The organism is Paraburkholderia pallida, assembly GCF_004524855.1.
GTDB lineage: Bacteria > Pseudomonadota > Gammaproteobacteria > Burkholderiales > Burkholderiaceae > Paraburkholderia > Paraburkholderia oxyphila.
Window position 1 is genome coordinate 1982787 of sequence record NZ_CP038148.1, and the last position, 25676, is coordinate 2008462.

The 25676-nt window shown below is 66.7% G+C and carries 19 protein-coding genes and 1 pseudogene; 13 read left to right on the plus strand and 7 right to left on the minus strand.

Features of this window, described 5'->3' with window-relative positions; all coding sequences use genetic code 11:
• Positions 1-23 precede the first annotated feature (23 nt).
• From E1956_RS09005 to E1956_RS09025, 5 genes and pseudogenes are all read left to right on the plus strand, one after another.
• A complete protein-coding gene (locus E1956_RS09005) occupies positions 24-1616 on the plus strand; it encodes a methyltransferase domain-containing protein (RefSeq protein WP_134748282.1) in 1593 nt (530 codons plus the stop codon).
• Between the two features lie 41 nt (positions 1617-1657).
• Positions 1658-2170, plus strand: a pseudogene (locus E1956_RS47675) (hypothetical protein); the annotation flags it as partial.
• A 337-nt stretch (positions 2171-2507) separates the two neighbouring features.
• The gene (locus E1956_RS09015) at positions 2508-2759 is read left to right on the plus strand and encodes a hypothetical protein (RefSeq protein WP_133193775.1); all 252 of its coding nucleotides are present in this window, start codon (positions 2508-2510) and stop codon (positions 2757-2759) included.
• A 44-nt stretch (positions 2760-2803) separates the two neighbouring features.
• Positions 2804-3283, plus strand: coding sequence for a helix-turn-helix domain-containing protein (locus E1956_RS09020; protein ID WP_134748283.1), 480 nt, complete (start codon positions 2804-2806; stop codon positions 3281-3283).
• A 99-nt stretch (positions 3284-3382) separates the two neighbouring features.
• The gene (locus E1956_RS09025; RefSeq protein ID WP_134748284.1) at positions 3383-3790 is read left to right on the plus strand and encodes a hypothetical protein; all 408 of its coding nucleotides are present in this window, start codon (positions 3383-3385) and stop codon (positions 3788-3790) included.
• Between the two features lie 134 nt (positions 3791-3924).
• On the opposite strand, the gene E1956_RS09030 is transcribed toward E1956_RS09025, so the two are convergent.
• From E1956_RS09030 to E1956_RS09045, 4 genes are all read right to left on the minus strand, one after another.
• Positions 3925-7233 (minus strand): efflux RND transporter permease subunit, encoded by a 3309-nt coding sequence (locus tag E1956_RS09030; RefSeq protein ID WP_134748285.1) that lies wholly within the window; start codon positions 7231-7233, stop codon positions 3925-3927.
• A gap of 4 nt (positions 7234-7237) precedes the next feature.
• The gene (locus tag E1956_RS09035; RefSeq protein WP_134748286.1) at positions 7238-10375 is read right to left on the minus strand and encodes an MdtB/MuxB family multidrug efflux RND transporter permease subunit; all 3138 of its coding nucleotides are present in this window, start codon (positions 10373-10375) and stop codon (positions 7238-7240) included.
• A gap of 5 nt (positions 10376-10380) precedes the next feature.
• Complete coding sequence (locus tag E1956_RS09040) at positions 10381-11754, minus strand: MdtA/MuxA family multidrug efflux RND transporter periplasmic adaptor subunit (RefSeq protein ID WP_134748287.1); 1374 nt, start codon at positions 11752-11754, stop codon at positions 10381-10383.
• Positions 11755-12609: 855 nt separating this feature from the next.
• Positions 12610-13842: a glycosyltransferase gene (locus tag E1956_RS09045; RefSeq protein ID WP_134748288.1), complete on the minus strand. Its 1233-nt coding sequence runs from the start codon at positions 13840-13842 to the stop codon at positions 12610-12612.
• Positions 13843-13942: 100 nt separating this feature from the next.
• Between E1956_RS09045 and E1956_RS09050 the strand changes: the two genes are divergently transcribed.
• The gene (locus tag E1956_RS09050; RefSeq protein ID WP_134748289.1) at positions 13943-14581 is read left to right on the plus strand and encodes a TetR/AcrR family transcriptional regulator; all 639 of its coding nucleotides are present in this window, start codon (positions 13943-13945) and stop codon (positions 14579-14581) included.
• A 52-nt stretch (positions 14582-14633) separates the two neighbouring features.
• Here the strand turns inward: E1956_RS09050 and E1956_RS09055 are convergent, their stop codons facing one another.
• Positions 14634-15836 carry an ammonium transporter gene (locus E1956_RS09055; protein ID WP_134748290.1) on the minus strand — a complete coding sequence of 401 codons (1203 nt, stop codon included), beginning with the start codon at positions 15834-15836 and terminating at the stop codon, positions 14634-14636.
• 434 nt (positions 15837-16270) lie between these two features.
• Here E1956_RS09055 and E1956_RS09060 point away from each other — a divergent pair, with 434 nt between their 5' ends.
• On the plus strand, positions 16271-18055 hold the full coding sequence (locus E1956_RS09060) for a sensor histidine kinase (RefSeq protein ID WP_134748291.1): 1785 nt from the start codon (positions 16271-16273) through the stop codon (positions 18053-18055).
• Between the two features lie 112 nt (positions 18056-18167).
• On the opposite strand, the gene E1956_RS09065 is transcribed toward E1956_RS09060, so the two are convergent.
• Together E1956_RS09065 and E1956_RS09070 are read right to left on the minus strand one after the other, a co-directional pair.
• Positions 18168-18491, minus strand: coding sequence for a hypothetical protein (locus tag E1956_RS09065; RefSeq protein WP_134748292.1), 324 nt, complete (start codon positions 18489-18491; stop codon positions 18168-18170).
• 183 nt (positions 18492-18674) lie between these two features.
• Positions 18675-19256, minus strand: coding sequence for a DJ-1/PfpI family protein (locus E1956_RS09070; protein WP_134748293.1), 582 nt, complete (start codon positions 19254-19256; stop codon positions 18675-18677).
• A 63-nt stretch (positions 19257-19319) separates the two neighbouring features.
• Here E1956_RS09070 and E1956_RS09075 point away from each other — a divergent pair, with 63 nt between their 5' ends.
• The 6 genes from E1956_RS09075 (at position 19320) to E1956_RS09100 (ending at position 25627) form a co-directional block, all read left to right on the plus strand.
• Positions 19320-19868: a GNAT family N-acetyltransferase gene (locus E1956_RS09075; RefSeq protein ID WP_134748294.1), complete on the plus strand. Its 549-nt coding sequence runs from the start codon at positions 19320-19322 to the stop codon at positions 19866-19868.
• A gap of 2 nt (positions 19869-19870) precedes the next feature.
• Positions 19871-20383, plus strand: a complete 513-nt coding sequence (locus tag E1956_RS09080) for a hypothetical protein (RefSeq protein ID WP_167759990.1) — start codon at positions 19871-19873, stop codon at positions 20381-20383.
• A 93-nt stretch (positions 20384-20476) separates the two neighbouring features.
• Complete coding sequence (locus tag E1956_RS09085; protein WP_134748296.1) at positions 20477-20944, plus strand: Rrf2 family transcriptional regulator; 468 nt, start codon at positions 20477-20479, stop codon at positions 20942-20944.
• A 119-nt stretch (positions 20945-21063) separates the two neighbouring features.
• Positions 21064-21708, plus strand: a complete 645-nt coding sequence (locus E1956_RS09090; protein WP_134748297.1) for an NAD(P)-dependent oxidoreductase — start codon at positions 21064-21066, stop codon at positions 21706-21708.
• Between the two features lie 294 nt (positions 21709-22002).
• Entirely contained in the window at positions 22003-24486 is a 2484-nt protein-coding gene (locus tag E1956_RS09095) for a mechanosensitive ion channel family protein (RefSeq protein WP_232071401.1), read from the plus strand.
• A 145-nt stretch (positions 24487-24631) separates the two neighbouring features.
• Complete coding sequence (locus tag E1956_RS09100; protein WP_232071064.1) at positions 24632-25627, plus strand: acrylyl-CoA reductase family protein; 996 nt, start codon at positions 24632-24634, stop codon at positions 25625-25627.
• Positions 25628-25676 lie beyond the last annotated feature (49 nt).

The window sequence follows — 25676 nt, forward strand, 5'->3', positions numbered from 1 at the left end:
TGCTCCAGAGCGATCGGCCCATCGTGGCACTCCGCGACCGGATCCCGAGCGAGCCGGGCACCACGGAGCATTTCGAGATGGAGCAGCACGCCACCCCGGTACGCCTCTTCGAGCGCGTACGCATCGTTACGATACAACCCGCGGGCTATGCCCATACCGCCGCGTTCCGCGAATACGCGTCCGGCCTGCGGGAGGCCTTTGCGGCGCTGGGCTCGCAGGTCGACGCCGTGGACAATCAATTGCTCGTGGGCGAGGGCGTGAACTTCGTGTTCGGCGGACATCTGCTCAACCCTGGCACCGCGCTGCCCGGCAATTGCATCATCGTGAATCTGGAGCAGATGAGGGCGGGCTGGCCCGCGCAATTTCCTCACTACATCGAGTTGTTGCGTCGTCACGTCGTGCTGGATTACTCGCCGTCCAATATAGAGCGTATCCGCGAGCTGACCGGCAATCCCCACGTCTATCGGCTCAAACCGGGCTATGTCCCGAATCTCACCTGCATCGAGTCCGCCGCACAGCAGGATGTAGACGTGCTCTTTTATGGCTGGATCAACGAACGACGCAGCAAGATTCTGGATGCACTGCGTGAAGCCGGCCTCGTGGTTCAGCACCTGGTGGGTGTCTACGGCGCCGAGCGCGACCAGTGGATTGCGCGCAGCAAGATCCTGCTCAATGTCCACTTTTACGAGGACAAGATTCACGAGGTTATCCGTACCTCGTTTTTGCTCGCCAACCGCAAGGCCGTGGTGAGCGAGTGCGAGCCCGAAACCGAAATCGACGACGACCTGCGCGATGCGCTCGTGGCGGTGCCGTATGCCGAGATCGTGCAAACCTGTATCGCGCTCGCCAGGGACGATGCGGGGCGTCGCGAGGTGGAGCAGCGCGGCTTCGAAATTTTCGCCCGCCGCGATCAGGCCGCGATCCTTGCGGCGGTGCTCGCGCAGCTTTCGCGGCCGTTGCCTCGTCGCATCAATCTGGGCAGCGGCAAGGCCTACGACCCGGAGCGCCTGAATATCGACATCGACCCGAAATGGCAGCCCGATATCCTCGGTGATCTCGCTCACGCCGCAGGCTTGAAGCGGATCTTCTTCAGCCCCAAATACGGCCTGACGCGGCTCGAAGCGGGCCAGTTCGACGAGATCGCGACGATGGACGTGCTCGAGCACGTGCCGGATCTGGTGACGTTCATGACGCGTTGCCTCGAACTGCTGCGCGTGGGTGGGGCGATGCGCATCGGCGTGCCTTATGACCTCTCGTACGGCGCGTGGCAAGACCCGACGCACGTGCGTGCATTCAACGAACGCAGCTGGCTCTATTACACGGAGTGGCACTGGTACACGGGCTGGACTCACGCGCGCTTCGACCTCGCGCAGCTGAAGATGACGCTGAGCCCGGTCGGCCAGGCGCTCAAGGCGCACGGCATGCCCGACGAAGAGATTTTCCGCACGCCACGCGCCGTCGACGACATGCAGGTGGTGCTCGTCAAACGGATGCTGACGGAGCCGGAGGCAGAGCGTGCGCTGGCTTGGCTGCGCGGCGCCTTGCGCACAGCGCAGTCCGCGGGCGACGGGCGTGAGCGCGAGCGCGCCGGCGAGGGAGCGCCGCTGCTTCAATGATGCCTCGTGCGGGATAATCGCGCGGCACCGACCGAACGGAGATGAAACTGAAACGCGCAAACTATTACCTTGTCGTTCTGGCCGCCGCGGCCTGTGCCGCGCTGCTCAGCGCCTGCGACCAGCAGAAAGTCGCCGACGCCGTGAATGCGGTCAAGCCGGATTCGATGGCGTTCGGCGGGCTGAAAATCGGTGTCTCGACGGTCGAGGACGTGCGGCGTCAGGCAGGCAAGCCGGAGATGGTGTGGGAGGACGACGACGGCGCGCAGCGCCTCGAATACCCGCGCGGGCCGAACGGCTTGACGACGTGGATGCTCGACTTCGACGCGGACGGCAAGCTGGTTGCGATGACCCAGGCGCTGACGGCGCAGAATATTGCGCAAGTGGTGCCGGGCATGCCGCAGGACGAGGTCCGCCGTCTGCTCGGCAAGCCGGCGACGATCGCGAAGTATGCGCTGAGCCACGAGGAAGTATGGAGCTGGCACTGGGCCGAAGGCGGCGTGGCCGGCGACGGCATGTTCAACGCCCATTTATACCCGCGCGGGCCGAACGGCTTGACGACGTGGATGCTCGACTTCGACGCGGACGGCAAGCTGGTTGCGATGACCCAGGCGCTGACGGCGCAGAATATTGCGCAAGTGGTGCCGGGCATGCCGCAGGACGAGGTCCGCCGTCTGCTCGGCAAGCCGGCGACGATCGCGAAGTATGCGCTGAGCCACGAGGAAGTATGGAGCTGGCACTGGGCCGAAGGCGGCGTGGCCGGCGACGGCATGTTCAACGCCCATTTCTCGCCGGATGGGCTCGTGGTGCGCACTTCGCGCTCGGATGCACCCGGGCACGAGCAGCATTGACGAGGCGTCCGTTGCAGTCCGCGCGCGGGCAAGGAGGGTGGAGATGAAACGTATCGCGCTATTGTGGAATGTCGTGAAGGGCGATCTGCGCGTGCTGTGGTTCGCGCTGCGTCAGCCCGGACGGCCGGGATGGTTGATGCCCGCGACGGCGCTCGTCGCGCTCTATGCACTCGCGCCGTTCAATATCGCGCTGCCGTTGGTGGGCGTGGTTGACGACGGCATTCTCGTGCCGCTCGTGTTGCATCTGCTGGTGCGCTGTTTGCCGATGGATTTGAGGCGGGCAGGGCGGGTTTGATCGCGCGAGGCGCGGCGGCCGGTGTAGGCTTTGCGGAGGTCGTCATGCAACTCTACGAGATTGGCCAGGCAGTGGCTAAACGGCGCGCGGAACTCGATCTCACGCAGGCACAACTGGCGAGGCTCGCCGGTCTGTCGCGGCTTACCGTCAAACGGCTCGAGTCGGGCCAAGTCAAGGACCTGGGCATCAACAAGCTGATTCCGCTACTCAGCGTGCTCGGTCTCGAACTCGCTGCCACGCCGAGGCCGGAGCAACGGGGCCTCTATAAGGCTGCGGTAAGTGCGAACGTCAGCTATAGAGGTCATCTCAATGAGCGTTTGCTGGCCAATGCATTCGCAACCGGTCGGATTCCCGAAGGATACGAATCGCAAATCTCAATCATCCTTGACGAGGTGCCGGTACCCGTCGTGGTGAAGGCGGTAGAGGAGGCTTCGCGGAACTCGGGCACGCCATTGAGGCAGATCTGGACGAACCTCGCGACGTGGTCGAAGGAACTTCATCTATATCGGGATGTATGGGTATGACCATACCTTCATCTCTGCTGGGTGCTCCATGGCAAAGTCTCTGTCAGCATGCGCTGGGGCTCGTCGATGAGATCCGCTCCACAGCCGTCCAGGCGCAACATGCGAAATGATCTGCAGCGCGCAGCGTATTGGATCGCATTCATCGTCGAACACTGCCAGTTTCCGAATCGCGATGCGCTCGCGGCGCAATTCGAGAATGCTGAAATCGGTGAGCTTTGCGACTGCGGGTGCAACAGTTTCGCGCTATCAATGCCTGCGCGTGGCAGCGTGCCTGAAATATCGACGCGCGGACACGGCTACGGCCTTGTCTTTGAAGCCGACTTTCGGGACCTTGGCGAACCCAACGGGTCACGATCGCTTGAAATTCTATTGTTCACTAATGACTCGGGGCATTTGAGCTACGTAGAGATCGACTACTGTGGAAACGGACTACCCATCCCGGAGCGTATGAACCTCGAGTCGGCGCCCTATCATGTTTTCCATGGCGAAACGCTGATCCGCGCTTAGATCACAGGCGTGTCCCGTCAATGCGCGTTCGTTCCGGCATGCCGATACATTTACGATGACCGATCGAGAGGACATCGTAAAAAAAAGCGGCTGAGGAACTGTTTCAGCCGCCACGCTAGCGTTGCACCCGATCGTTACTCCAGCACCCGCGGCGGCGGCGCCGCGCGGCCGCGCTTCTCATCCCACCACACGCGCAGCCGGTCCATATACAGATACACCACCGGCGTCGTATAGAGCGTGAGCGCCTGGCTCACGATCAGCCCGCCCACGATCGAGATGCCGAGCGGCGCGCGCAGCTCCGCGCCTTCGCCGCGCCCGAACGCGAGCGGCAGCGCGCCCAGCAGCGCCGCACAGGTCGTCATCATGATCGGCCGAAAGCGCAGCAAGCACGCCTGGTAGATCGCATCGCGCGAGTTCAACCCCTGGCGTGACGCGTCGATCGCGAAGTCCACCATCATGATCGCGTTCTTCTTCACGATGCCGATCAGCAGGATCACGCCGATCAGCGCGATGATGCTGAACTCGGTCTTGAAGAGCAGCAGCGCGAGCAGTGCGCCCACGCCTGCCGAAGGCAGCGTCGAGAGGATCGTGAGCGGATGGATGTAGCTCTCATAGAGGATGCCCAGCACGATATACACGGCCGCGAGCGCCGCGAGAATCAGCAGCGGCTGGTTGTCGAGCGATTGCTGGAACGCCTGCGCGGTGCCCTGGAAGCTGCCGTGGATGGTCTGCGGCATGCCGCTCTCGGCCATCGTGTCGTAAATGACCTGGGTGGCGTCCGAGAGCGACTTGCCCGGCGGCAGGTTGAACGAGATCGTCGAGGCCACGAACTGGCTCTGGTGGTTCACCGAGAGCGGCGTCGTGCCCGGCCCGAACGAGGCGATCGCCGAGAGCGGGATCATCGTTTCCTTCGCCGTCGAGACAGCCGCGCCCGAGGACGCGCTCGACTTGCCGCTCGCCGCGATCGAATTGATCGCGAGATTGCGCGCGGAGTCGGCGGCGATGGCCGCGGCGCTCGAGGCCGACGTTGCTCCCGTGCCGCCGGTCGAGGCGCTCGACGTGGAAGGCCCGGTGACCGTGCCCGCGGTCGCGTTGGTGCTCTGCGCGCCGCTGGCCGTGCCGCCCGACGTGCTCACCCAGATCTGGTTGAGCATCTCCGGGCTTTGCCAGTATTGCGGCGCGACTTCCATCACCACGTGGTACTGGTTCAGCGGGTTGTAGATGGTCGAGACCTGGCGCTGGCCGAACGCGTCGTAGAGCGTGTTGTCGATCTGCGAAGGCGTGATGTTCAGGCGCGCCGCGCTCGCGCGGTCGATCGTGATCATCGACTCGAGGCCGCCTTGCTGCTGGTCCGAGTTCACGTCGGCGAGCTCGGGGCGCGCCTGCAGCGCCTCGGTGAGCTTCGGCCCCCACTTGTAGAGATCGGCGGTGTTGTCGGCGAGCAGCGTGAACTGATACTGCGCGTTCGACTGCCGCCCGCCCACGCGGATGTCCTGCACGGCCTGCAGGAAGGTGCGCGCGCCCGCCACGTGCGAGAGCGGCCCGCGCAGCTGCGCGATCACCTCGTCGGCGGAAAGCTTGCGCTCGCTCTTGGGCTTGAGCGAGACGAACATGAAGCCCGAGTTGGTCGCGCGTCCGCCCGTGAAGCCCACCACCTGATCGACGGCCGGATTCTCGCCGACGATTTTCATCATCTCGGCAAACTTCACCTTCATCGCCTGGAAAGAGGTGGACTGGTCGGCCTGGATGCCGCCCACGAGCCGCCCCGTATCCTGCTGCGGAAAGAAGCCCTTGGGGATGACCACGTAAAGCACGACGTTCAGCGCGATGGTGGCGACGAGCGTCAGGAGCACCAGCCGCGGATGCGCGAGCGCCCAACCGAGCGTGTGCTCGTAGCCGCGATGCAGGTGCGTGAAGCCGCGCTCGAGCCACTGGCCGAAGCGGCCTTCCTTTTTCTTCTCCTGCGGCTGCTCGAGCAGGCGCGAGCACATCATCGGCGTGAGCGTGAGCGAGACCACGAGCGACACGGCGATCGCTAGCGAGAGCGTAAGCGCGAACTCGCGAAACAGGCGCCCGACGATGCCGCCCATCAGCAAAATGGGCAGGAACACGGCCACCAGCGAGACGCTGATCGAGAGCACCGTGAAACCCACCTCGCGCGCGCCGAGCAGCGCGGCCTTCATGCGCGGCACGCCGTTCTCGATGTGGCGCGAGATGTTCTCGAGCACGACGATGGCGTCGTCCACCACGAAGCCCGTCGCGATGGTGAGCGCCATCAGCGAGAGGTTGTCGAGCGAGAAGCCCATCAGGTACATGGCCGCGAAGGTGCCGATGATCGAGATCGGCACGGCCACGCTCGGGATCAGCGTCGCGCGCCAGTTGCGCAGGAACAGGAACACCACCATCACGACAAGCGCCACGGCGATCATGAGCGTGTGCTCGGTGTCCTTGAGCGAGGCGCGGATCGTGACCGAGCGGTCCGAGGCGGGAATCACGTCGACGCTGGCGGGCAGCGAGGCCTTCAACTGCGGCAGCATCGCGATCACGCGGTCCACCGTCTCGATGATGTTCGCGCCGGGCTGGCGGTAGATGATCACGAGCACCGAGTGCTTGCCGTTGGTGAGGCCCAGGTTGCGCAGGTCTTCGACCGAATCGACGACTTCGCTCACGTCGGAGAGCTTCACGCCCGCGCCGTTGCGATAGGCGATGACGAGGTCCTTGTACTGGCTCGCCTTGCTCGCCTGATCGTTGGTGTAGAGCTGGAAGCGCTGCGGGCCGAACTCGATGTCGCCCTTGGGGCTGTTCGCGTTCGCCGAGGCGAGCGCCGCGCGCACGTCTTCGAGGCCGATGCCGTAGTGAAAGAGCGCGTGCGGCTCCAGCTCCACGCGCACGGCCGGGTTGGCGGAGCCGTTCACGTCGACTTCGCCCACGCCGTCCACCTGCGAGAGCGACTGCTGCAGCACCGTGGCCGCCGAGTCGTAGAGCTGGCCCGCGCTGAGCGTGGGCGAGGTGAGCGCGAGAATCAGGATCGGCGCGTCGGCGGGATTGACCTTGTGGTAGGTCGGGTTCTGCCTGAGGCTCGTCGGCAGGTCGGCGCGCGCGGCGTTGATGGCGGCTTGCACGTCGCGCGCGGCGCCGTCGATGTCGCGGTTCAGGCCGAACTGCAGCGTGATGCGCGTGCTGCCCACCGAGCTTTGCGAGGTCATCTCGGTCACGTCGGCGATCGAGCCCAGGTGCCGCTCCAGCGGGCTCGCCACGCTGGTGGCCACGGTTTCGGGGCTCGCGCCGGGCAGCGTCGCCTGCACGGAGATGGTGGGGAAGTCCACTTGCGGCAGCGGCGCGACGGGCAGCTTCGCGAACGCGAAGAGGCCCGCGAGCGCGATGCCGATCGCGAGCAGCGTGGTGGCGACGGGGCGGTTGATGAACGGGCGCGAGAGATTCATCGCGTCAGTGCTCCGTCGACGAAGGCGCAGATGATGAGGGCGCGCCGGGGTGCGAGCCGCCGCCGAAGCGCTGGCGCATGCGCCCGGCGATGCGGTCGAACGCGAGGTAGATCACGGGCGTGGTGAAGAGCGTGAGCGCCTGGCTCACGATCAGGCCACCGGCGATCGCGATGCCAAGCGGGCGCCGCAGCTCCGAGCCCGCGCCGGTGCCCAGCATGAGCGGCAAGGCGCCCAGCAGCGCAGCCATCGTCGTCATCATGATCGGGCGGAAGCGCAGCAGGCACGCCTGATAGATCGCCTCGCGCGGCGCCTTGCCTTCGTTGCGCTCGGCGTCGAGCGCGAAGTCGATCATCATGATCGCGTTCTTCTTCACGATGCCGATCAAGAGCACGATACCGATGATGCCGATGATGTCGAGGTCGTGCCCGGTCATGATCAGCGCGAGCAGCGCGCCGATCCCGGCGGACGGCAGCGTCGAAAGTATCGTGATCGGATGCACGAAGCTCTCGTAGAGCACGCCCAGCACGATATACATCGTCACGATGGCCGCGAGGATCAGGAACAGCTCGTTCGAGAGCGACGCCTGGAACGCGAGCGCCGCGCCCTGGAAGCGCGTCTGGAACGAGCCCGGCAGGCCGACGTCCTTCTCGGCCTGCTGGATCGCCTTGACCGCCGCGCCCAGCGACGCGCCGGGGGCCAGGTTGAACGAGATGGTCGTGGCCGGGAACTGCGAGAGGTGCGTGACGAGTAGCGGCGCGGGTCGTTCGTGAAACTTGGCGATGGCCGAGAGCGGCACCTGGCCCGTGGTCGAGGTCGAGGAGGGCAGATAGATGCCGTTGAGCGAATCCGTGTAGTGCTGCATGACCGGATCGGCTTCGAGAATCACGCGGTACTGGTTCGACTGCGTGAAAATCGTCGAGATGATGCGCTGGCCGAACGCGTCGTAGAGCGCGTTATCCACGGTCGCCGGCGTGATGCCGTAGCGCGCGGCGCTCGCGCGGTCGATCTCGATGAACACCGACTGGCCCTGGTCCTGCAGGTCGGTTGCGACATCGGCGAGTTCGGGAACCTGCTCGAGACGGTGCACGAGCTTGGGCACCCAGGTCGTGAAGTCCTGGATATTGGGCGTCGTGAGCATGAACTGGTATTGCGTCGGGCTCACGGTCGAGTCGATCGTGAGGTCCTGCACCGGCTGCATGTAGAGCGTCGCGCCCGAGATGTGCGAGACCGACTGCTGCAAGTCGCGGATGATCTGGCTCGCCGTCTCGCTGCGGTCGTCGCGCGGCTTCAGGTTGATGAGCATGCGGCCGCTGTTCAGCGTGATATTGGTGCCGTCCACGCCGATGAACGAGGTGAGGCTATCCACGTTCTCGTTCTTGAGGATCTCGGTGGCGAGCGCCTGCTGGCGCTCGGCCATCGACGCGTACGAGACCGATTGCGGCGCCTGCGTGATCGCCTGGATCACGCCGGTGTCCTGCACGGGGAAGAAGCCCTTGGGCACGATCACGTAGAGCGCGCCTGTGAGCACGAAGGTGATGGCGAACACGATCATCGTGAGGCGCTGGCGCGCGAGCACCCATTCGAGCGCGACGCCGTAACGGCCGATGATGTAATCGAAGAAGCCATGCACGCGCGCCTCGAACCGGTGGCTCTCGGGCGGCGGCGTGTGGCGCAGCATCTTCGCGCACATCATCGGCACGAGCGTGAGCGAGACCACGGCCGAGATCACGATGGTCACGGCGAGCGTGATCGCGAACTCGTGAAAGAGCCGGCCCACCACGTCGCCCATGAAGAGCAGCGGAATCAGCACAGCGATCAGCGAAACCGTCAGCGAGATGATCGTGAAGCCGATCTGTTTCGAGCCCTTGAGCGCGGCTTCGAGCGGCGATTCGCCGTCCTCCACATAGCGCGCGATGTTCTCGATCATGACGATGGCGTCGTCCACCACGAAGCCGGTCGCGATCGTGAGCGCCATCAGCGAGAGGTTGTCGAGCGAGAAGCCGCACAGGTACATGACCGCGAGCGTGCCGATCAGCGAGAGCGGCACGGAAAGGCTCGGAATGATGGTGGCGTAGATGTTGGCGAGGAACAGGTACATCACCAGCACCACCAGCACGACCGACATCAGCAGCTCGAACTGCACGTCGCGCACCGAGGCGCGGATCGTGGTGGTGCGGTCGGTGACGATCTGCACGTCGAGCGAGGCGGGCAGCGCTTCCTGCAATTGCGGTAGCAGCGCCTTGACGCTGTCCACCACCTGGATCACGTTCGCGCCGGGCTGGCGCTGCACGTTCAGGATGATCGCAGGCGTGTTGTTGACCCACGCGCCGAGCTTGGTGTTCTCGGCGCCCTGCACGATGTTCGCCACGTCCGTGAGCATGACCGGGCGGCCATTGCGATAGGCGATCACGGCGTCCTTGTAGGCGTCGGCGTCGGTGAGCTGATCGTTCGCGTTGATCGTGTAGGCGCGCGTCGGGCCGTCGAAGTTGCCCTTCGGCGTGTTGACGTTCAGGTTCGAGATGCTTGTGCGCAGGTCGTCGAGATTCAGGCCGTAGGCCGCGAGCGCGCGCGGGTTCGCCTGGATGCGCACGGCCGGGCGCTGGCCGCCCGTGAGGCTCACGAGGCCCACGCCCGCGACCTGCGAGATCTTCTGTGCGAGACGCGTGTCGGCAAGGTCCTGGACCTGGGTGAGCGGCAGCGTCTTCGAGGTGATCGCGAGCGTCAGGATCGGCGCGTCGGCCGGGTTGACCTTCGCGTAGATCGGCGGCGCGGGCAGGTCGGAAGGCAGCAGGTTGCCGGCCGCGTTGATGGCCGCCTGCACTTCCTGCTCGGCCACGTCGAGCGGCAGATCTAGGCTGAACTGCAGCGTGATGACCGAGGCGCCCGCCGAGCTTTGCGACGACATCTGGTTGAGCGACGGCATCTGCCCGAACTGGCGCTCGAGCGGCGCCGTGACCGAGGACGTCATCACGTCCGGGCTCGCGCCCGGATAGAAGGTCTGCACCTGGATGGTCGGGTAATCGACTTCGGGCAGCGCGGAAAGCGGCAGGAAACGCAGCGCGACGAGGCCGACCAGCATGATCGCCGCCATGAGCAGCGCCGTGCCGACCGGACGCAGAATAAAGACGCGGGATGGATTCATGCGGCTTACTGGCCCTCAGCGCCGGAGGCCTTGCGGTGATGGCCGTGGTGCGCCCCCGAGGCGCCCGATGCCGCGCCGGCCCACGATGCACCCTTTGCACCGGACGCATGTTTGGGCCGCTCGGCGGGAATCGTGATCTTCGAGCCTTCGCGCAGGCGGTCCGAGCCGTCGATCACGACGCGCTCGCCCACGGCGAGGCCCGAGGCGATGCTGGTGCGCTCGGCATCGACCGGGCCGACCTTCACGAGCCGCACGGTCACGGTGTTGTCGGGCTTGATCACATAGACATACGCGCCTTGCGAGCCGTTGAGCACGGCCGAGGTGGGCACGATCACCGCGTCGTGGATCGTGTCGACGAGCAGGCGCGCATTGACGAACTGATTCGGGAACAGCGACTGGTCGTCGTTGGCGAAGCTCGCGCGCAGCTTCACGGTGCCGGTCGTGGTGTCGATCTGGTTGTCGATGGTCTGCAGGAAGCCGCTTTCCAGCAGCGTGGTGTTGCTGCGGTCGTAGGCCGAGACCGACATCTTCGTGCCCGCGCGCAACGGCTTCATGATGCTCGGCAGATTGTCTTCGGAGGTCGTGAAGATCACGCTGATCGGCTGCAGCTGCGTGAGCACGACGATGCCGTTGGTGTCGCCTGGCGTGACGTAGTTGCCGGCATCGACCTGACGCAGGCCCACGCGCCCCGACACCGGCGCCGTGATGCGCGCATAGGTGAGGTCGAGCTTGTAGGTGTCGATGTTGGCCTGATCCGACTTGACGGTGCCCTCGTACTGCTTCACGAGCGAGGCCTGCGTGTCCACCTGCTGGCTCGCGATCGAGTCCTGCGCGAGCAGCGTCTGGTAGCGCTTGAGGTCGAGGCGGGCGGTGGCGAGCAGCGCCTGATCGCGCGCGAGCTGGCCTTCGGCGTTGGCGAGCGAGATCTGATAGGGGCGCGGGTCGATCTGGGCGAGCACGTCGCCCTTCTTCACCATCTGGCCTTCCTCGAAGTTCACGCTCTGCAGCGTGCCGGAAAGTTGCGTGCGCACCGTGACGTCGGCGAGCGGCGTGACCGTGCCGAGCGCCGTGATGACGATGGGCATGTCGCCGGATCTGGCGGTCGCCGCGCTGACCGGCTGCGGCATGTTCGCCATCGCGCCGGGGCCGCCATGGCGCGCGCGGCCGCCGCTCGCGGCGGCGGGGCCGGCAGCACCGCTGGGGTCCTTGCTCCAGGGCTGCCAGCGCAGCAGCGCGATGGCAGCGACGATCAGCACGATGGCAAGCGCGATCAGCTTGCCGCGGCCCTTGCGTGGCGCCGGGCCGCCCGAAGGGGGCCGGGAGGATGCAGGGGGGGTATCTCGACGAGGGGAATCCGGGCGCTGTTCTTCTTTATCCATCGGTCAGGTCGGTAACAAAATCGGTGACGTGCTTGTCGGTTGAGCGGATTGGTCGGGTGCGCGAGCGGTCGGCGAGGGGCGATGTGCGCGGCCTCCCTCAGCCACATCCGCTCACGTATGACGCGATGCTACGCGAGACGCGCGCAAGGTTGATGTCAGGTGCCTGTTGGGCGCTGGCTGGCGGGCCGTTCGCGGCCATTGACGCGTGACGGGACGAGCGACCCGCCCGGACTAACGGCGCGGGCTACCGGCACAGGTTGCCGGCGCGTTGCCGCGCCGATGCCTTGCACGTCGCGCGCTCGCCGCGCAAAGGCGCCTGCGGCGGCCGGCGCAAGGCTAACCGATGTCAGGCCGGGAGCCAATCAGCCAAAAAGCATGATGCTACGTCGATGCCTCCGTTACAGTCCAGCCCAGTATCTTTCGAGACGTTACGGCGGTTACAGCTCGTGCCATCGGGTGCAGGAACGAGTGAAGGGATGTCGGAAAAATCGCGGAACACGGAGGCGGTAGAGGCAGGCGGAGAAATGTTTGATGGCTCGCGTATTCTGGCGAGATTTTGCTTGACTTAGTCAGCGGCTGGATAAAAAATTCAACTTGCTTTCGACCAAAACGGAGAACCCCGCCAATCTCGCGGGGTTTTTAAGTGTTCCGGAGTATGCAATTCGCATAAATCCGGCGTTGATCCAGTGGTCGAATACCGTCTCTCAGGTTCTAGCACGGCCCTCGGAATGGCTAGAACTTTTCAAAGCGTCACGTTCACACGTGGCGCTTTTTTTTCGCCAACGAAAAACGGCATGGCGTGATCTCGGCCAAGGCGAGGGCCATGCGTGGCGCTTCTATGTCGCTGTGTTCGAACTAGCGCGCGATGAGCCGCTCGACCTCGCTTACCGCAGTCGCCAAACCATCTTCCCCAGCCATGCGGCTGCCCAGCGCGGCCGCTCGCGCCTTGACGTCGCCGCGCTCCGCGTAAGCAATCGCCTGTTTCAACGCCGCGGCGCGCAGGCGCCTGCCGTCGACGGCGGGCGGCGCCACGCCCAGCGCGGCGAGACGGTGCGCCCAGAAAAACTGGTCGCCCGCGAACGGCACGGCTACGGAAGGCACACCGGCCCGGCAAGCCGAGTGGGTCGTGCCCGAGCCGCTGTGATGAACGACTGCGCTTACGCGCGCGAAGAGCCAGTCGTGCGGTGTCTCGCCGATCACGCAAAAATTTTTCGGCAGCAGCGCGGTATTCACGCCGCTCCAACCAGGATAGAAGAGCACGCGGCGTCCGTCGGCGGCCTCGGTCAGCGCCGTCACGAGGCCTGTGCGGTCGAACCCGGCCATGCTGCCGAAGCCGATGTAGAGCGGCGGTTCACCCGCAGCCAGAAAGCGGGCGAGGTGGGCGGGCGGCGTCCAGTCGCCCGATGGCGCTCGCCATTGCCCGCAGACCGTCGCATTCGCGGGCCAGTCACGCGGACGCGGCAGCAGACTCGGCGAGACGCCGTAGAGCATGGGATGGTCGGTCCATACGCCGCCGCGCGGCTCGAGGCCACAGACCCGCGCACGCGCCGCGTTGGTCGCGCGCCGGAACGCGCGCCACAGCAGGCCGTTCACCAGCCGATGGCTAACAGGGTTGAGCCAGCGTGGCACCTTGCCCGGCGGCAGGAACGGCGACGCGAACCTGCCCGTGGGCGTGAGCGGGATCAGGCCCGCTCCAAGCACCGGAACGCGCCGGTATTCGGCCACCGAGAGCCCGACGAACGCGGCCAGCCCCGAGACGATGATGGCGTCGCAGCCGGCCGAGGCGTCGGCCGTCTCCTGCATCCACGCGTGCGTGCTGGCGTTCGCGATCGACGCGAGCGCCTTCGCCGTGGCATTAAAGCGCGCTTTGCCGCTCACCACGGAGCCGAGCGTTGCGCCGGGCATGAGCGCCGCGCGGATGTCGCCGGAAAGCGCCGATGCGGGGACACCGAGCGCCACGGCCGAGCCGAGTGTGGCGCGGTCGGCGAGCAGATGCGTTTCGTGCCCGGTCTCCATGAGGACCCGGCAGAGCGCGGCGAGCGGGCGGGTATCGCCTTCGGTTCCATAGGTGACGACGGTGAGCTTCATCGGATGATCTTCGTGCGCATGGCGCCGGTCGTGTCGAAATCAGATAATGTGCACGACGTATAATAATGCACAATGTGCAAATTACTCAAAGAGCAGGATCATGGAAGCTTCGCAGGAGAACGAGGGGCGGCGCGCGCGCAAGCGTCAGCAGATGCTGGCGCATCTGAGCACGGCGGCGGCGGCGCTATTCGAGGCCGCCGGCTACGACGCGGTGACGATGGAGCAGATCGCCGACCGGGCCGATGTCGCGCGGCGCACGCTTTACAACCATTTCGCCACCAAGGAGGCAGTGCTCGCGTATTGGCTCGAAGCGGAACTGGCGCGCGACCTCGCGCATCTGGAGCGCGAAGTGGCGCGGCGCCGGAGTTTTGTTGCGCGGGTGAATTGCGTGCTCGATGCGTCGGCGCAATGGTGCGAGCGCCATCCGGCGTATCTGATGGCGTACCTGCGCCATCGTTTCTCGACCATCGGCGGTGGGGAAGGCGAAACGCCTGAGGGGGGCGGCGACATCGTTGCGATGTGGCGTCAGCTCATCGCCGCGGGGCAGCGGGATGGCGAGCTGAGCAAGGGGGGCGATCCTGCGCAACTAGCCGTCTGGTTCCATCACCTTTATCTGGCCGCGCTGCTGCGCTGGCTGAGCACGCCGGGCGTCGTGCTGCGCAAGGAGTTTCGGGCGATCGTGCGGCTCTTCGTGGACGGAGCCCGCGCGCGTGGGCCGAAGGCGGGCGCGGCCGATTGAGAGGAGGCGGGCGGCGCGCCATGCTTCGACGCCGCCCGCGCCCCCCGAAACCTCAGGACACCGCTTCGCGCTCCGGCGTCGCGGTGATCTTGTGGATCGACAGGTCGGCGCCGTTGTATTCGTCCTCCTGATCGATGCGCAAGCCCACGGTGGCGCGCAGCGCGCCATAGACCACGAAGCCGCCGAGCGAGGCGATCACGATGCCGGCGATGGTTCCGACAATCTGGGCGCCGAGCGAGATGCCACCGGCTCCGCCCAGCGCGTGCGCGCCGAAGATGCCGGCCGCGATGCCGCCCCACGCGCCGCACAGGCCGTGCAGCGGCCACACGCCGAGCACGTCGTCGATGCGCCAGCGGTTCTGCACGCAGGTGAACATGTAGACGAACAGCACGCCGGCCACCGCGCCCGTCGCCAGCGCGCCGAGCGGATGCATGACGTCCGAGCCCGCGCACACGGCCACGAGCCCCGCGAGCGGTCCGTTGTAGGTGAAGCCCGGGTCGTTGCGGCCCGCGAGCCAGGCGGCGAGCGTGCCGCCCACCATCGCCATCAGCGAGTTCACGGCGACGAGGCCGCTGATCTTGTCGATGGTCTGCGCGCTCATCACGTTAAAGCCGAACCAGCCCACCGCGAGCACCCAGGCGCCGAGCGCGAGAAACGGGATGTTCGACGGCGGATGAGCGGCCACGCGCCCATCGCGCGAATAGCGTCCGTGGCGCGGGCCGAGCAGCAGCACGGCGGGCAGCGCGACCCAGCCGCCGAACGCGTGCACGACCACCGAGCCGGCGAAGTCATGAAACGGCACGCCGAACACATGCGTGATCGCATCCTGGAAGTGCAGGCGGTTGTTCCACACCATGCCTTCGAAGAACGGATAGATGAAGCCGACGATCACGAAGGTCGCGAACAGCTGAGGATTGAACTTCGAGCGCTCCGCGATGCCGCCCGAGACGATGGCCGGAATCGCCGCCGCGAAGGTGAGCAGGAAGAAGAAGCGCACGAGCTGGTAGCCGTTGTGCTCGGCAAGCACGTCGGCAGGCGAGAAAAACTGCACGCCGTAGGCGAGGGTGTAGCCGATGAAGAAGTACGCGATCGTCGAGACCGAGAAGTCGACGAGGATCTTCACGAGTGCGTTGACCTGATTCTTCTTGCGCACGGTGCCGAGTTCGAGAAACGCGAACCCTGCGTGCATGGCGAGCACCATGGCGGCGCCCAGCAGCAGAAACAGCGTGTCGGTACCGGTCTTGAGATTGTCCATCCTTGTGTCCTGCCCTTTGCCCAACATGAGCGCATAAATGGGCGCACATCTGAGCAAGATGCGGGCCAGCTTCGCGCCAAAGTGGTGAGCGACACTGCGCGGCAGGCCTTTTCACGGTGCGTGCGTGCACCGGAGCGGCTAGATCATGCGCCGAGGTTGCGCGCACGAAAGCTGTGCGCACGCTGCGGGTGCAGGCAGGCCTGGCACAATTGCAGTGCCAACGCGCCAAAGTGGTGAAGTAGCGCGCCAGATCGGGGCAAGTTATTCTATTTTCCTTTCTCTTTCGGCGACTTGTCGGCGATTCGAAATGGTGGGGCGAGCGCTGCCGATGCCGGGCTCGAGAATGCAGCACTTAGGCAGCACGTGGGGCGCAAACGCCGACATAATGGTCGAACTATTTCCTCAGTCGTCCGGACGCCCCGAACTACCACTCAATGCGCCTCACCACCAAAGGGCTGCTGCTGATCGCGATCCCAGCCGTCTTCGAATTGACGCTGCTGTCGGCCATCGTGAAGGCCGAAGCCGACGCGGAAAGCGCCGAGTTCTGGGGCCAGCACAGCCAGGCCGTGCTCGCGCAGGCGGGCCGTGTACTCGAGCCGGTGCTGGTCGAGTCGGTGCAGCTGCGCGGCGCGGTGGCCGCCGGCAATGCGCAGTTTTCGACGCCGGTCGATTTGTGGATGGATGTCGACCGCCGCATCGACCGGCTCGCGGAGCTCGTCGCCGACAATCCGTCCCAGGTCGAGCGCGCCGTGCAGATCCGCCAGGCGGTGCAAAGCTATCGCCAGTGGTCGGATCGCATTCAGGATCTGCTGCACTCGGGGCGCCGAGCCGAGCTCGTCGAGCGCTTTCGCGCCTCCACGGACTTCGATGTGCTCGACCGCGTGCGCACCCAGGTCACCGCGTTCCAGACCGAGGAGCGGCGCCTCGACGTGATGCGCGTGACGGCCGCCGAGCAGGCCCGCGCCCAGCAGGAGTCCCTCATGATGATTGCGGTGATCGGCTCGATCATGCTGGTGGCGCTGGCCGTCTGGCTCTTCACGCGCGGCGTGCGCGGGCGGCTCGATGCGCTTTCCGACAATGCGGGGCGGCTCGCGGGCAACGAGCCGCTCGCGCCGCTCGCGACCGGCAACGACGAGATCGCCGAGCTCGATCTCACGCTGCATCAGATCAGCCAGCGGCTAGTCGAGGCGGAGCGGTTGCGGCTTGGCTTTCAGGCCGACCTCGCGCGGCGCGCCGAGCAGCTCGCGCGCATCAACGAGAATCTGCGCCAGCAGACCCAGGAAAACGAGATGTTCATTCACAGCGTATCGCACGATTTGCGCGCGCCGCTCGTGAACCTCCAGGGCTTTTCGCGCGAGCTCAACCACGCCTGCGACGACTTGCGCGAGCGCGTGGAGCGCTCGCCGCTTCATCCCGAAGCGCGCGCACGCATCGAGCGGATCATCAACGAGGACATTGGCGAGGCGTTGCGCTATCTGCAGACGGCGGTGCTGCGTGCCTCGCATATCATCGATGCGCTGTTGCGGCTCGCACGCGTGGGGCGCGTGGAGTATCGGCGGCAGCGCGTCAACGTGCGCGAGCTGGTGCAGCGCGTGGTCGACGCCATGCATGCGTCGGTGCGCGCGCGCAACGCTCAGGTGAGCGTGCGCGAGCTGCCGCCGGTGTGGGGCGACCCGACCGCGCTCGAACAGGTTTTCGCGAATCTGATCGGCAATGCGCTGAACTACCTCGATCCCTCGCGCGAGGGGCGCATCGAGATCGGCACGGCGAGCGCGCCGCCGGGGGTGGAAACGCTGCAGATTTTTTACGTGCGCGACAACGGTCTGGGCATTCCCGAGGTGGCCCAGCCGCGCTTGTTTCAGGCGTTCCAGCGCATGCACGGCAATGTCGCGCCCGGCGAGGGCATCGGGCTCGCGCTGGTGCGCCGCATGGTCGAGCGGCACGGCGGGCGCATCTGGGTGGAATCGGTCGAAGGCGAGGGCACGACGTTCTATCTTTCGCTGCCCGACGCGCTGGCCGTCGTGCCGCCGGCGCCAGGCGTGGCCGCGGCGCTCGTGACCGCGCACGAGCGCTCGCGCGAGCGGTACGGCGACGGCACGGCCGACGATTCCGCAGGTGGCGGCGTGACGTTGTCGACGGAGACGGCCGGCAATGGCGTGCCGGGCGGCGCGGTCGTGGCCGGCGCTCCGGATGCGGGCCGGCCAGGGGCGCGTCGATAAGCCATACAGCGGGCCACGCAGCGGGCCATTCAGGAAGCCGCGCAGGAAACCGCGCAGGAATCCGGTTTGGGTTCGACAGGCACGCGGCTGACCGCTGGGGTGGCCAGCCGGATCAGCAGGCGAAAATGCGACGCGGCTTGAGCAGGCTGCGGCCGCGGATCGACCACAGGCAGCCCGCGACGGCCAGCGCGAGCACGACGGCCAGCGCCGCGTGAGGATTCAGATGCCCGATGGGCAAGCTGCCCGGCGAGACGAGGGTGCGCTCGAGCATGAACAGGGCGCTCCATAGCGCGATGGCCGCCTGAATCAGCATGCGCGTGCCGCGTGCATGGCGCGCACGTTCGGCCGTGGTCGCGCGCCGGCCCGTGCGCTTGCAAAAGAACGCGATTGCCATCAAGGCAATTGCGAGAAGAACAACCCAATCCGTCAGATCCATCGCCGCACATTCCTGCAATCAAAACGATATTGTCGGAAGTACGGCGAGGGGCTGACATCGGAGTGGTCTTAATCTTCGCGCAATTAGGTTAAAGATTGTCAGGCGCGGCCAGCATAGCCCGAGGGGCGATGCTGGCGGATGAGGCGCGCCGTCCGCGCACGGCGGCGGCGCGTGGCAGAGGCTTCAGGGCTCGATGCGGGTGCCGAGCAATGCGAGGAATTGCCGCAGCCATTCGGGATGCGCGGGCCAGGCCGGCGCGGTGACGAACGGCGCATCGGTCACGGCGCTGTCGATGGCGATATCGGCATATTCGCCGCCGGCGAGCCGCACTTCGGGCGCGCATGCCGGGTAGGCCGAAATGCGCTTGCCGCGGATCACCTCGGCGGCGGCGAGCAACTGCGCCGCGTGGCAGATCGCGGCGACCGGCTTGTTCGCGTGCGCGAAGTGCTGCACGAGCTCGATCACCTTCGGGTTCAGGCGCAGATACTCGGGCGCGCGGCCGCCCGCAATGGCGAGCGCGTCGTAGTCCCTGGGATCGATCTCGTCGAAGCTCGCGTTCAGTGCGAACTGATGGCCCGGTTTTTCGGTATAGGTCTGGTCGCCCTCGAAGTCGTGGATCGCGGTCTTCACGCGCTCGCCGGCCTTCTTGCCGGGGCAGACGGCGTCGACCTTGTGGCCCACGGCCTGCAGCGCCTGAAATGGCACCATCGTTTCATAGTCTTCGGCAAAATCGCCCGTGAGGAAGAGGATCTTCTTGACTGCCATCGCCTGGCTCCTGTGGTGGTGGGACGGTGGAACGCAACGGGTGCCCACGCAGTCTACTCCAGCATGCTTGACGATTTGACGAAGGCCGGCACGGCCGATCCGGACACCCAGCGCGCGCGTGACGCCGTGCTCTGGCGCGCGTACGTGGCGCAGCAAGACGCGGCGCCGCTTGCCGCGCTGTTTCGCGACGCCATCCTGACGCTCGCGGCGCCGCACTATGACGCCGTGCAGCGCGCGGCCTGGGCCTCGGCGGCCGACGACCTTGATTCGTTCGACGCCCGCCTCGCGCGTGGCGTGACGTTCGTTGCCTGGCAGGCGGGCCAGCCGGTCGCGTTCGGGCAGCTCTTTCCCTGCGATCACGTGGAGATGCTCTACGTCGCGCCGGCCTGGACGCGGCGGGGTCTCGCATCCGCGCTCATCGCGCGCTTCGAGGCGCTCGCGCGCGAAGCCGGCGCCAGCACGCTCGACACCGACGCCAGCGCGCTGGCGCGCCCCGTGTTCGAGCGTGCGGGCTTTTCGCTGGTCGTAGAAGAGATCGTGCGGCGCGGCAGCGTATCATTGCCGCGCTTTCATCTTTGCAAGCCGCTCGTTGCGGCATCTTTTTCAGGATGACTATGTCTTTGAAGGTTTCAAAACGGTTGGGCATCGTGCCGGTTCTGCTGTGCGTGGCGCTCGTCGCCGGCTGTGACAAGCAGAACGCGACGGTGTCCGATCTGAGCAAGAAGTCAGCCGATGCCGCGCAGCAGGCTGCTCAGCTCGCTGCGAGCCAGGCCGCTGCGCAGGCGGCGCAGACGCTGGACAAGGCCGCGAGCTACGTGAACCAGCAGCTCGACACCGCGCAGCGCAAGCTCGATCAGGCCGCTTCACAGACGCAAGCGCAGGTGCAGCCGCAGCCGCAAGGCGAGGGCGCCAGCGCGTCGATTGCCGAGGGCGCGAGCGCCTCGGCCGACGCGCTCGCCTCGCAGGCGCGCGGGCAGTGGCAAGCAGCGGCGAGCGCGGCCCACGCGATGCTCGGCAACGCGGCGGCGGCCACCGGTACGGGCCTGTCGATGGCGGGCAGTTCGCTGCAGCGCTGGGCCTCGAGCGGCGCGGCGGCGGCCGGCCCGGCTTCGGGCGGCAGCCAATGACCGGCGCCGCGAAGGCTCATGGTTGACGGGCGGAATTAATGTAATTATGATGGTTACACTTTATCTCGCTGTGATTCCCGCGGCCGGTGTGTTGTGAATACGAGTAGCCGTTTTGCGTTTGCGGTCCATGTGCTCGCGCTGCTGGCGTTGCAGGAGGGCGTGCCGCTGTCCTCGGAGATCATCGCAGGCAGCGTGAACACGAATCCCGCACTGATCCGGCGGCTCTTGACGATGCTCGCCAATGCGGGACTCACGGCTTCGCAGCTTGGCGCGGGCGGCGGGGCGCTGCTGGCGCGCGAGCCGCGCACGATCGCGCTGCTGGACATCTACCGTGCGGTGGACGATGCGCAACTGTTCGCCATGCATCGCGAAGAGCCCAATCCGGACTGCATGGTGGGGCGGCAGATCCAGGAGACGCTGCGCGGCGTCATCAGCGATGCGCAGCGCGCCATGGAGGCGTCGCTGGCCACGCGTACGCTTGCCGACGTCGTCGAGGACATGCAGCGCAATGAACGCAAGCTCGAACGCGCGCGTGTCGCGAAGGCGCCGCGACGGGCGTGAGAGCGACAAAGTCTGCGCGCCAGGCGCAGACCCATATCCTGACGGGGCGTTGCCCCGTTTTTTGGGCCCTCAAATGTAACTAATATGGTTACATAAATATTTCGTACAGGAGTCTGGAAATGAGCAAGTCACTGAAGATCGCCTTGTTTGGTGCAACCGGCATGATCGGCTCGCGCATTGCCGCGGAAGCGGCTCGGCGCGGCCATCAGGTGAGCGCGCTGGTGCGCCAGCCCGAGCGCGTCGCCGCGGCGCCGAATGTCCATGCCGCGAAGGCCGATCTGCTCGACGCCGCGAACGTGGCGGCGGCGGTGCGGGGCCACGACGTGGTCGCGAGCGCCTATGCGCCGCCCGCGAACCGGCTCGACGACCTCCAGAAGGCAACCCACGCGCTCATCGAAGGCACGCGGGCTGCGGGCCTCAAGCGCCTCGTGGTGGTGGGCGGCGCGGGCTCGCTCGAAGTCGCGCCGGGCGTGCAGCTCGTCGATACCGCGGGCTTCCCCGATGCCTATAAGCCGATCGCGCTGGCGCATCGCGTCGCGTTCGACGAGTACCGCAAGGTGACGGATCTGGACTGGACCTTCTTCGCGCCGGCCGCGCTGATCGCGCCGGGCGAGCGCACCGGTACGTTCCGTACGGGTGCAAACACGTTGATCGCCGACGCCAATGGCGAAAGCCGTATCTCCGCCGAGGACTACGCCGTTGCGTTCGTCGACGAACTGGAGCAGGGCCGCTTCATCCGCGAGATTGCGACCGTGGCGTACTGAAGGGCGCAATGGCTCGATCTGCAGGGCAATCGGCGGCTCTACGGCGCGCTTGCTCAACCGCATTGAGTGGAAGGGCGCGGGCCGGGGCGCTCGCAGTGGACGCTTGCATTCTGTTACGCACCCGTGACGCGTGCGTATGCCGACTGCGGCTACACTGAAGCGTCCTGATTGAGCCCCTTCGTCATGATTTCACGCTCCGGACGGGACGATGCGGGGGAGCAACCTGCCGCATCGCTTGCGTCACCCGCAAGGGATTGCGGGCCATATTCGCGCGCCGCTGGCACCGCGCACCGCCTGTATTGGCTGTTGCGTCACGCCTATGCACTATGCGTGTGGCTCACGCTTTGCCTCACCGCGGGCCTGCCCGTGAAAGCACTGGCCGCTGGCCCATCGGCCGCCCCTGTGCTGCCCGCGCTGCAAAGCCTCATCACGGGCGCGCCCGCGTCGGCCTCGGGCGCCTCCGCGGCGCAGGCGGCTTCCGCTCCCTCGCCGGCGAGCCAGGCCGAGTTCACGCGTTCGCTCGACAGCGTGATCGCTACGCTCGATAACGATCGCCAGCGCAATGCGCTTCTCTCCCAGCTCAAGAAGCTGCGCAACGCCTCGCAGAACGTCGCGCCCGCGCCGGCCTCCGGCGCCGCCACGGCCACTTCGGGCCTGCTCGGCGCCATCGCATCGGGACTCGCCTCGGTCGAGTCGGACGCGCGCCGCGGACGCAGCCCGCTGCAGTACTGGGCCGGCCGCTTCAGCGCGGCGGGTGTGGAGCTCTATGCGCTCGCGTCGGGCGGCGAGGGCGAGAGTCCGAGGCGCATCGTTTTCGACATGGTCGCGATGCTGGTGGGCTGGGGCGCGTGCGCCGCCGTGCTGCGCTGGCTCGAACGGCGGCTCCTGCGGCGCTTGTCGATGGCGACGGGTCTGCGGCCTAATCCCACCACGCTCGAGCTGGTGTTCTTCGCATTGCACCGCGTGGCGCCATGGATCGTCGCCTTCGTTGGCGCGCTCGTGGTCGAGCGCTCGATGCCCCAGGCGCTCGGGCGCACGGTGGGCCTCGTCATCGCCTATGCGATGGTCGCGGGTGCGGTGTTCTCGGCGATCTGCCTGATCATGTTCTCGCTGTTCGGCGCGGGGCACCGGCGTGTCGCCGTGCATGTGCTGATCCGCGATTCGCGCCGTTTGCTCTTTGCGATCGGCGTGCTCGCCGCGCTCGGCGACGCCGCCACCAACTACGAAGTCGCGCATCAACTCGGCGTGAGCCTGGCGGCGCTCGTCTCGACCTTCGCGAACATGACCGCCGCCGTGCTCACGGCCGTGTTCGCGATCGCGTTCCGGCGCCCCGTCGCGCACCTCATCCGCAACCGCAGCTATACGCTGCGCCACGATCACAAGGCGCTGACCGAGATCTTCGATGTGCTCGCCTCGCTCTGGCAGTTGCCGATGCTGCTGCTGGCCGCCGCGTCGATCGTCGCGACGCTTGGCGGCTTGAGCAGCAACGAGAACGTGCTGCAGATCTCGGTCGTCACGGCGCTGCTGCTCGTGCTCGCGTTCTTCCTCTCGGCGGTGATCATGCGCATCACGCGGCCGAACCCCGCGCGGGTGCGGCGCCGCTCGCCGTACCTGCGCCGCCTGTTGCGCTTCGTGGGCACGCTGCTCGTGCTGTTCGTGTGGCTCGCGTTCTTCGAGTCGTGCGCGCGTCTCTGGGATATTTCGCTCGCGGCGATCATCGAGGCGAGCGTGGCCGCGCGCGGTATCGCGCACGCGATCTTCGCGATCCTCGCGACGGTGTTCCTCGCGTGGCTCGTGTGGATCGTGCTCGACACCGCCATCCTCGAGGCGCTCAATCCGAGCGGGCCGCGCACGAAGGGCCGCGCGCCCAGCACGCGCGCGCGCACCATGTTGCCGCTCGTGCGCAATGCGCTGCTCGTGACGATCCTCACGATCGCGGGCATCGTCACCGCCGCGAATCTCGGCATCAACGTGACGCCGCTGCTGGCCGGCGCGGGCGTGATCGGTCTGGCGATCGGCTTTGGCGCGCAGTCGCTCGTGACCGACCTCATCACGGGGCTCTTCATCATCATCGAGGAGACGATCTCGGTGGGCGACTGGATCGATCTCGACAACGGCCATGCCGGCACGGTCGAGCATCTGTCGATTCGCACGGTGCGTCTGCGCGACGGGCAGGGCGCGATCCACGCGATTCCGTTCTCGCAGATCAAGATCGTGAAGAACCTCTCGCGCGATTTCGCGTTCGCGGTGTTCGAGGTGCGCGTGCCGTTCTCGGTCGATCTCGACACGGTCACGCGCATCATCCGCGAGACGGGTGCCGAGCTCATCGCCGATTTCCGTTACCGGCGCGAGATCCTCGGTCCCGTGGAGGTATGGGGACTCGATCGCTTCGACCCGAACTGGATGGTCGTGAAAGGGCAAATCAAGACGCGTCCGCTGCAGCAGTGGAGCGTGGCGCGCGCGTTCAACGCACGCTTGAAGCGCCATATGGACGAGGCCGGTATCCAGATACCGGTGCCGCAGATGCAGGTGCATATGTCCTCGCGCAGCGGTGCCGACGAGCGCTTCGACGAGCCGCGCGCGCAAGACGCGGAGCATATGGACCATGGGGGCCACGCGGGTCACGATCCCGCGGCGGCTCACGACGTGAGCGCGCATGCGCAGACGGTGGCACGCGGCGTGACACGCGACGCCTCGCACGAACCGCGTCCGGCGCCGCCACCCACGGCGGGCCCCGAGGGCGCGCCGCCGCAAATTCCCGCTGCCGGGCGGACCTGAGCGCGTTTCGCACGCGCTGCGCGCCGCCGTGCGGTGCGGATTCGGGGCACATTTCGCAGAGCGAAACAGGTTCGCCATTCTGTTCGGCGCGGCGTGCCCCTATGCGAACATGACCGGCAAACATTCACTTGCCGGAGGCGAGAGCGTGACTTCATCGATACGCGCGATTCAGGTGGCCGAGTCGGAGGGGCGCGCACGCGGCGCGCTCGTGCAGATCGCCACTGCCGAACGCGATACCGTCGCCGCTGGCGGTGTTGCTATCCGCACCGTGCACAGCGGCATCAACTACAAGGATGCACTCGCGGTCACCGGGCGCGCGCCGATCATGCGGCGCTTGCCTTGCGTCGCGGGGATCGAGGCGTTCGGCATTGTCGAAGCGAGCGCCGACGCACGCTTTCGCCCTGGCGACGCGGTGATGGTGCACGGCTTCGGCATCGGCGTCGAGTACGACGGCGGCTTTGCCGAGCGCGTATGCGTGCCGGCGGACTGGGTCATGCCGATACCGGCTGGGCTCGCGCTCTTCGACGCGGCGGCCATAGGCGTCGCGGGCTACACCGCTGCGCTCGCCATTCACCGGATGGAGCACAACGGCCTCACGCCCGGCGCGGGCCCCGTGGTCGTGACGGGGGCGACGGGCGGCGTCGCGAGCCTCGGCATCGCGATGCTGGTCGCCGCGGGCTATGAGGTCGTCGCGATCACGGGCAAGGACGATGCGGCGGCGTGGCTGCGCAGCCTCGGCGCGGCGAGCGTGCTGCCGCGCAGCGCCGTCGAGGCGCCGGGCAAGCCGCTGCGCCATGCGCGCTGGGCCGGTGCGCTCGACTCGGTGGGCGGCGAGACGCTCGCGTGGCTCGCCTCCACGATGTGCGAAGGCGCGCCCATCGCGGCATTCGGCAACGCGGGCGGCCATGCCTTCGGCGGCAGCGTGCTGCCGTTCATCCTGCGCGGCGTGCAACTGATCGGCATCAACGCGAATAGCCCGATGCCGCTGCGCGAGACCGTATGGGCCCGCATCGCGGGCGGCCTGCGCCCACGCGGGCTCGACGCCATCGCCCGCGTGATCCGTCTGGACGACGTCCTCGAGGTCTGCGAGCGCCAGGTGCGCGGCGAGACGCGCGGGCGCTCGATCATCGGTTTTCACTGAGCGGCTTTCACTGAGCCGCCGTGCGTGACCGGCCGTGCCTGAACCGCGA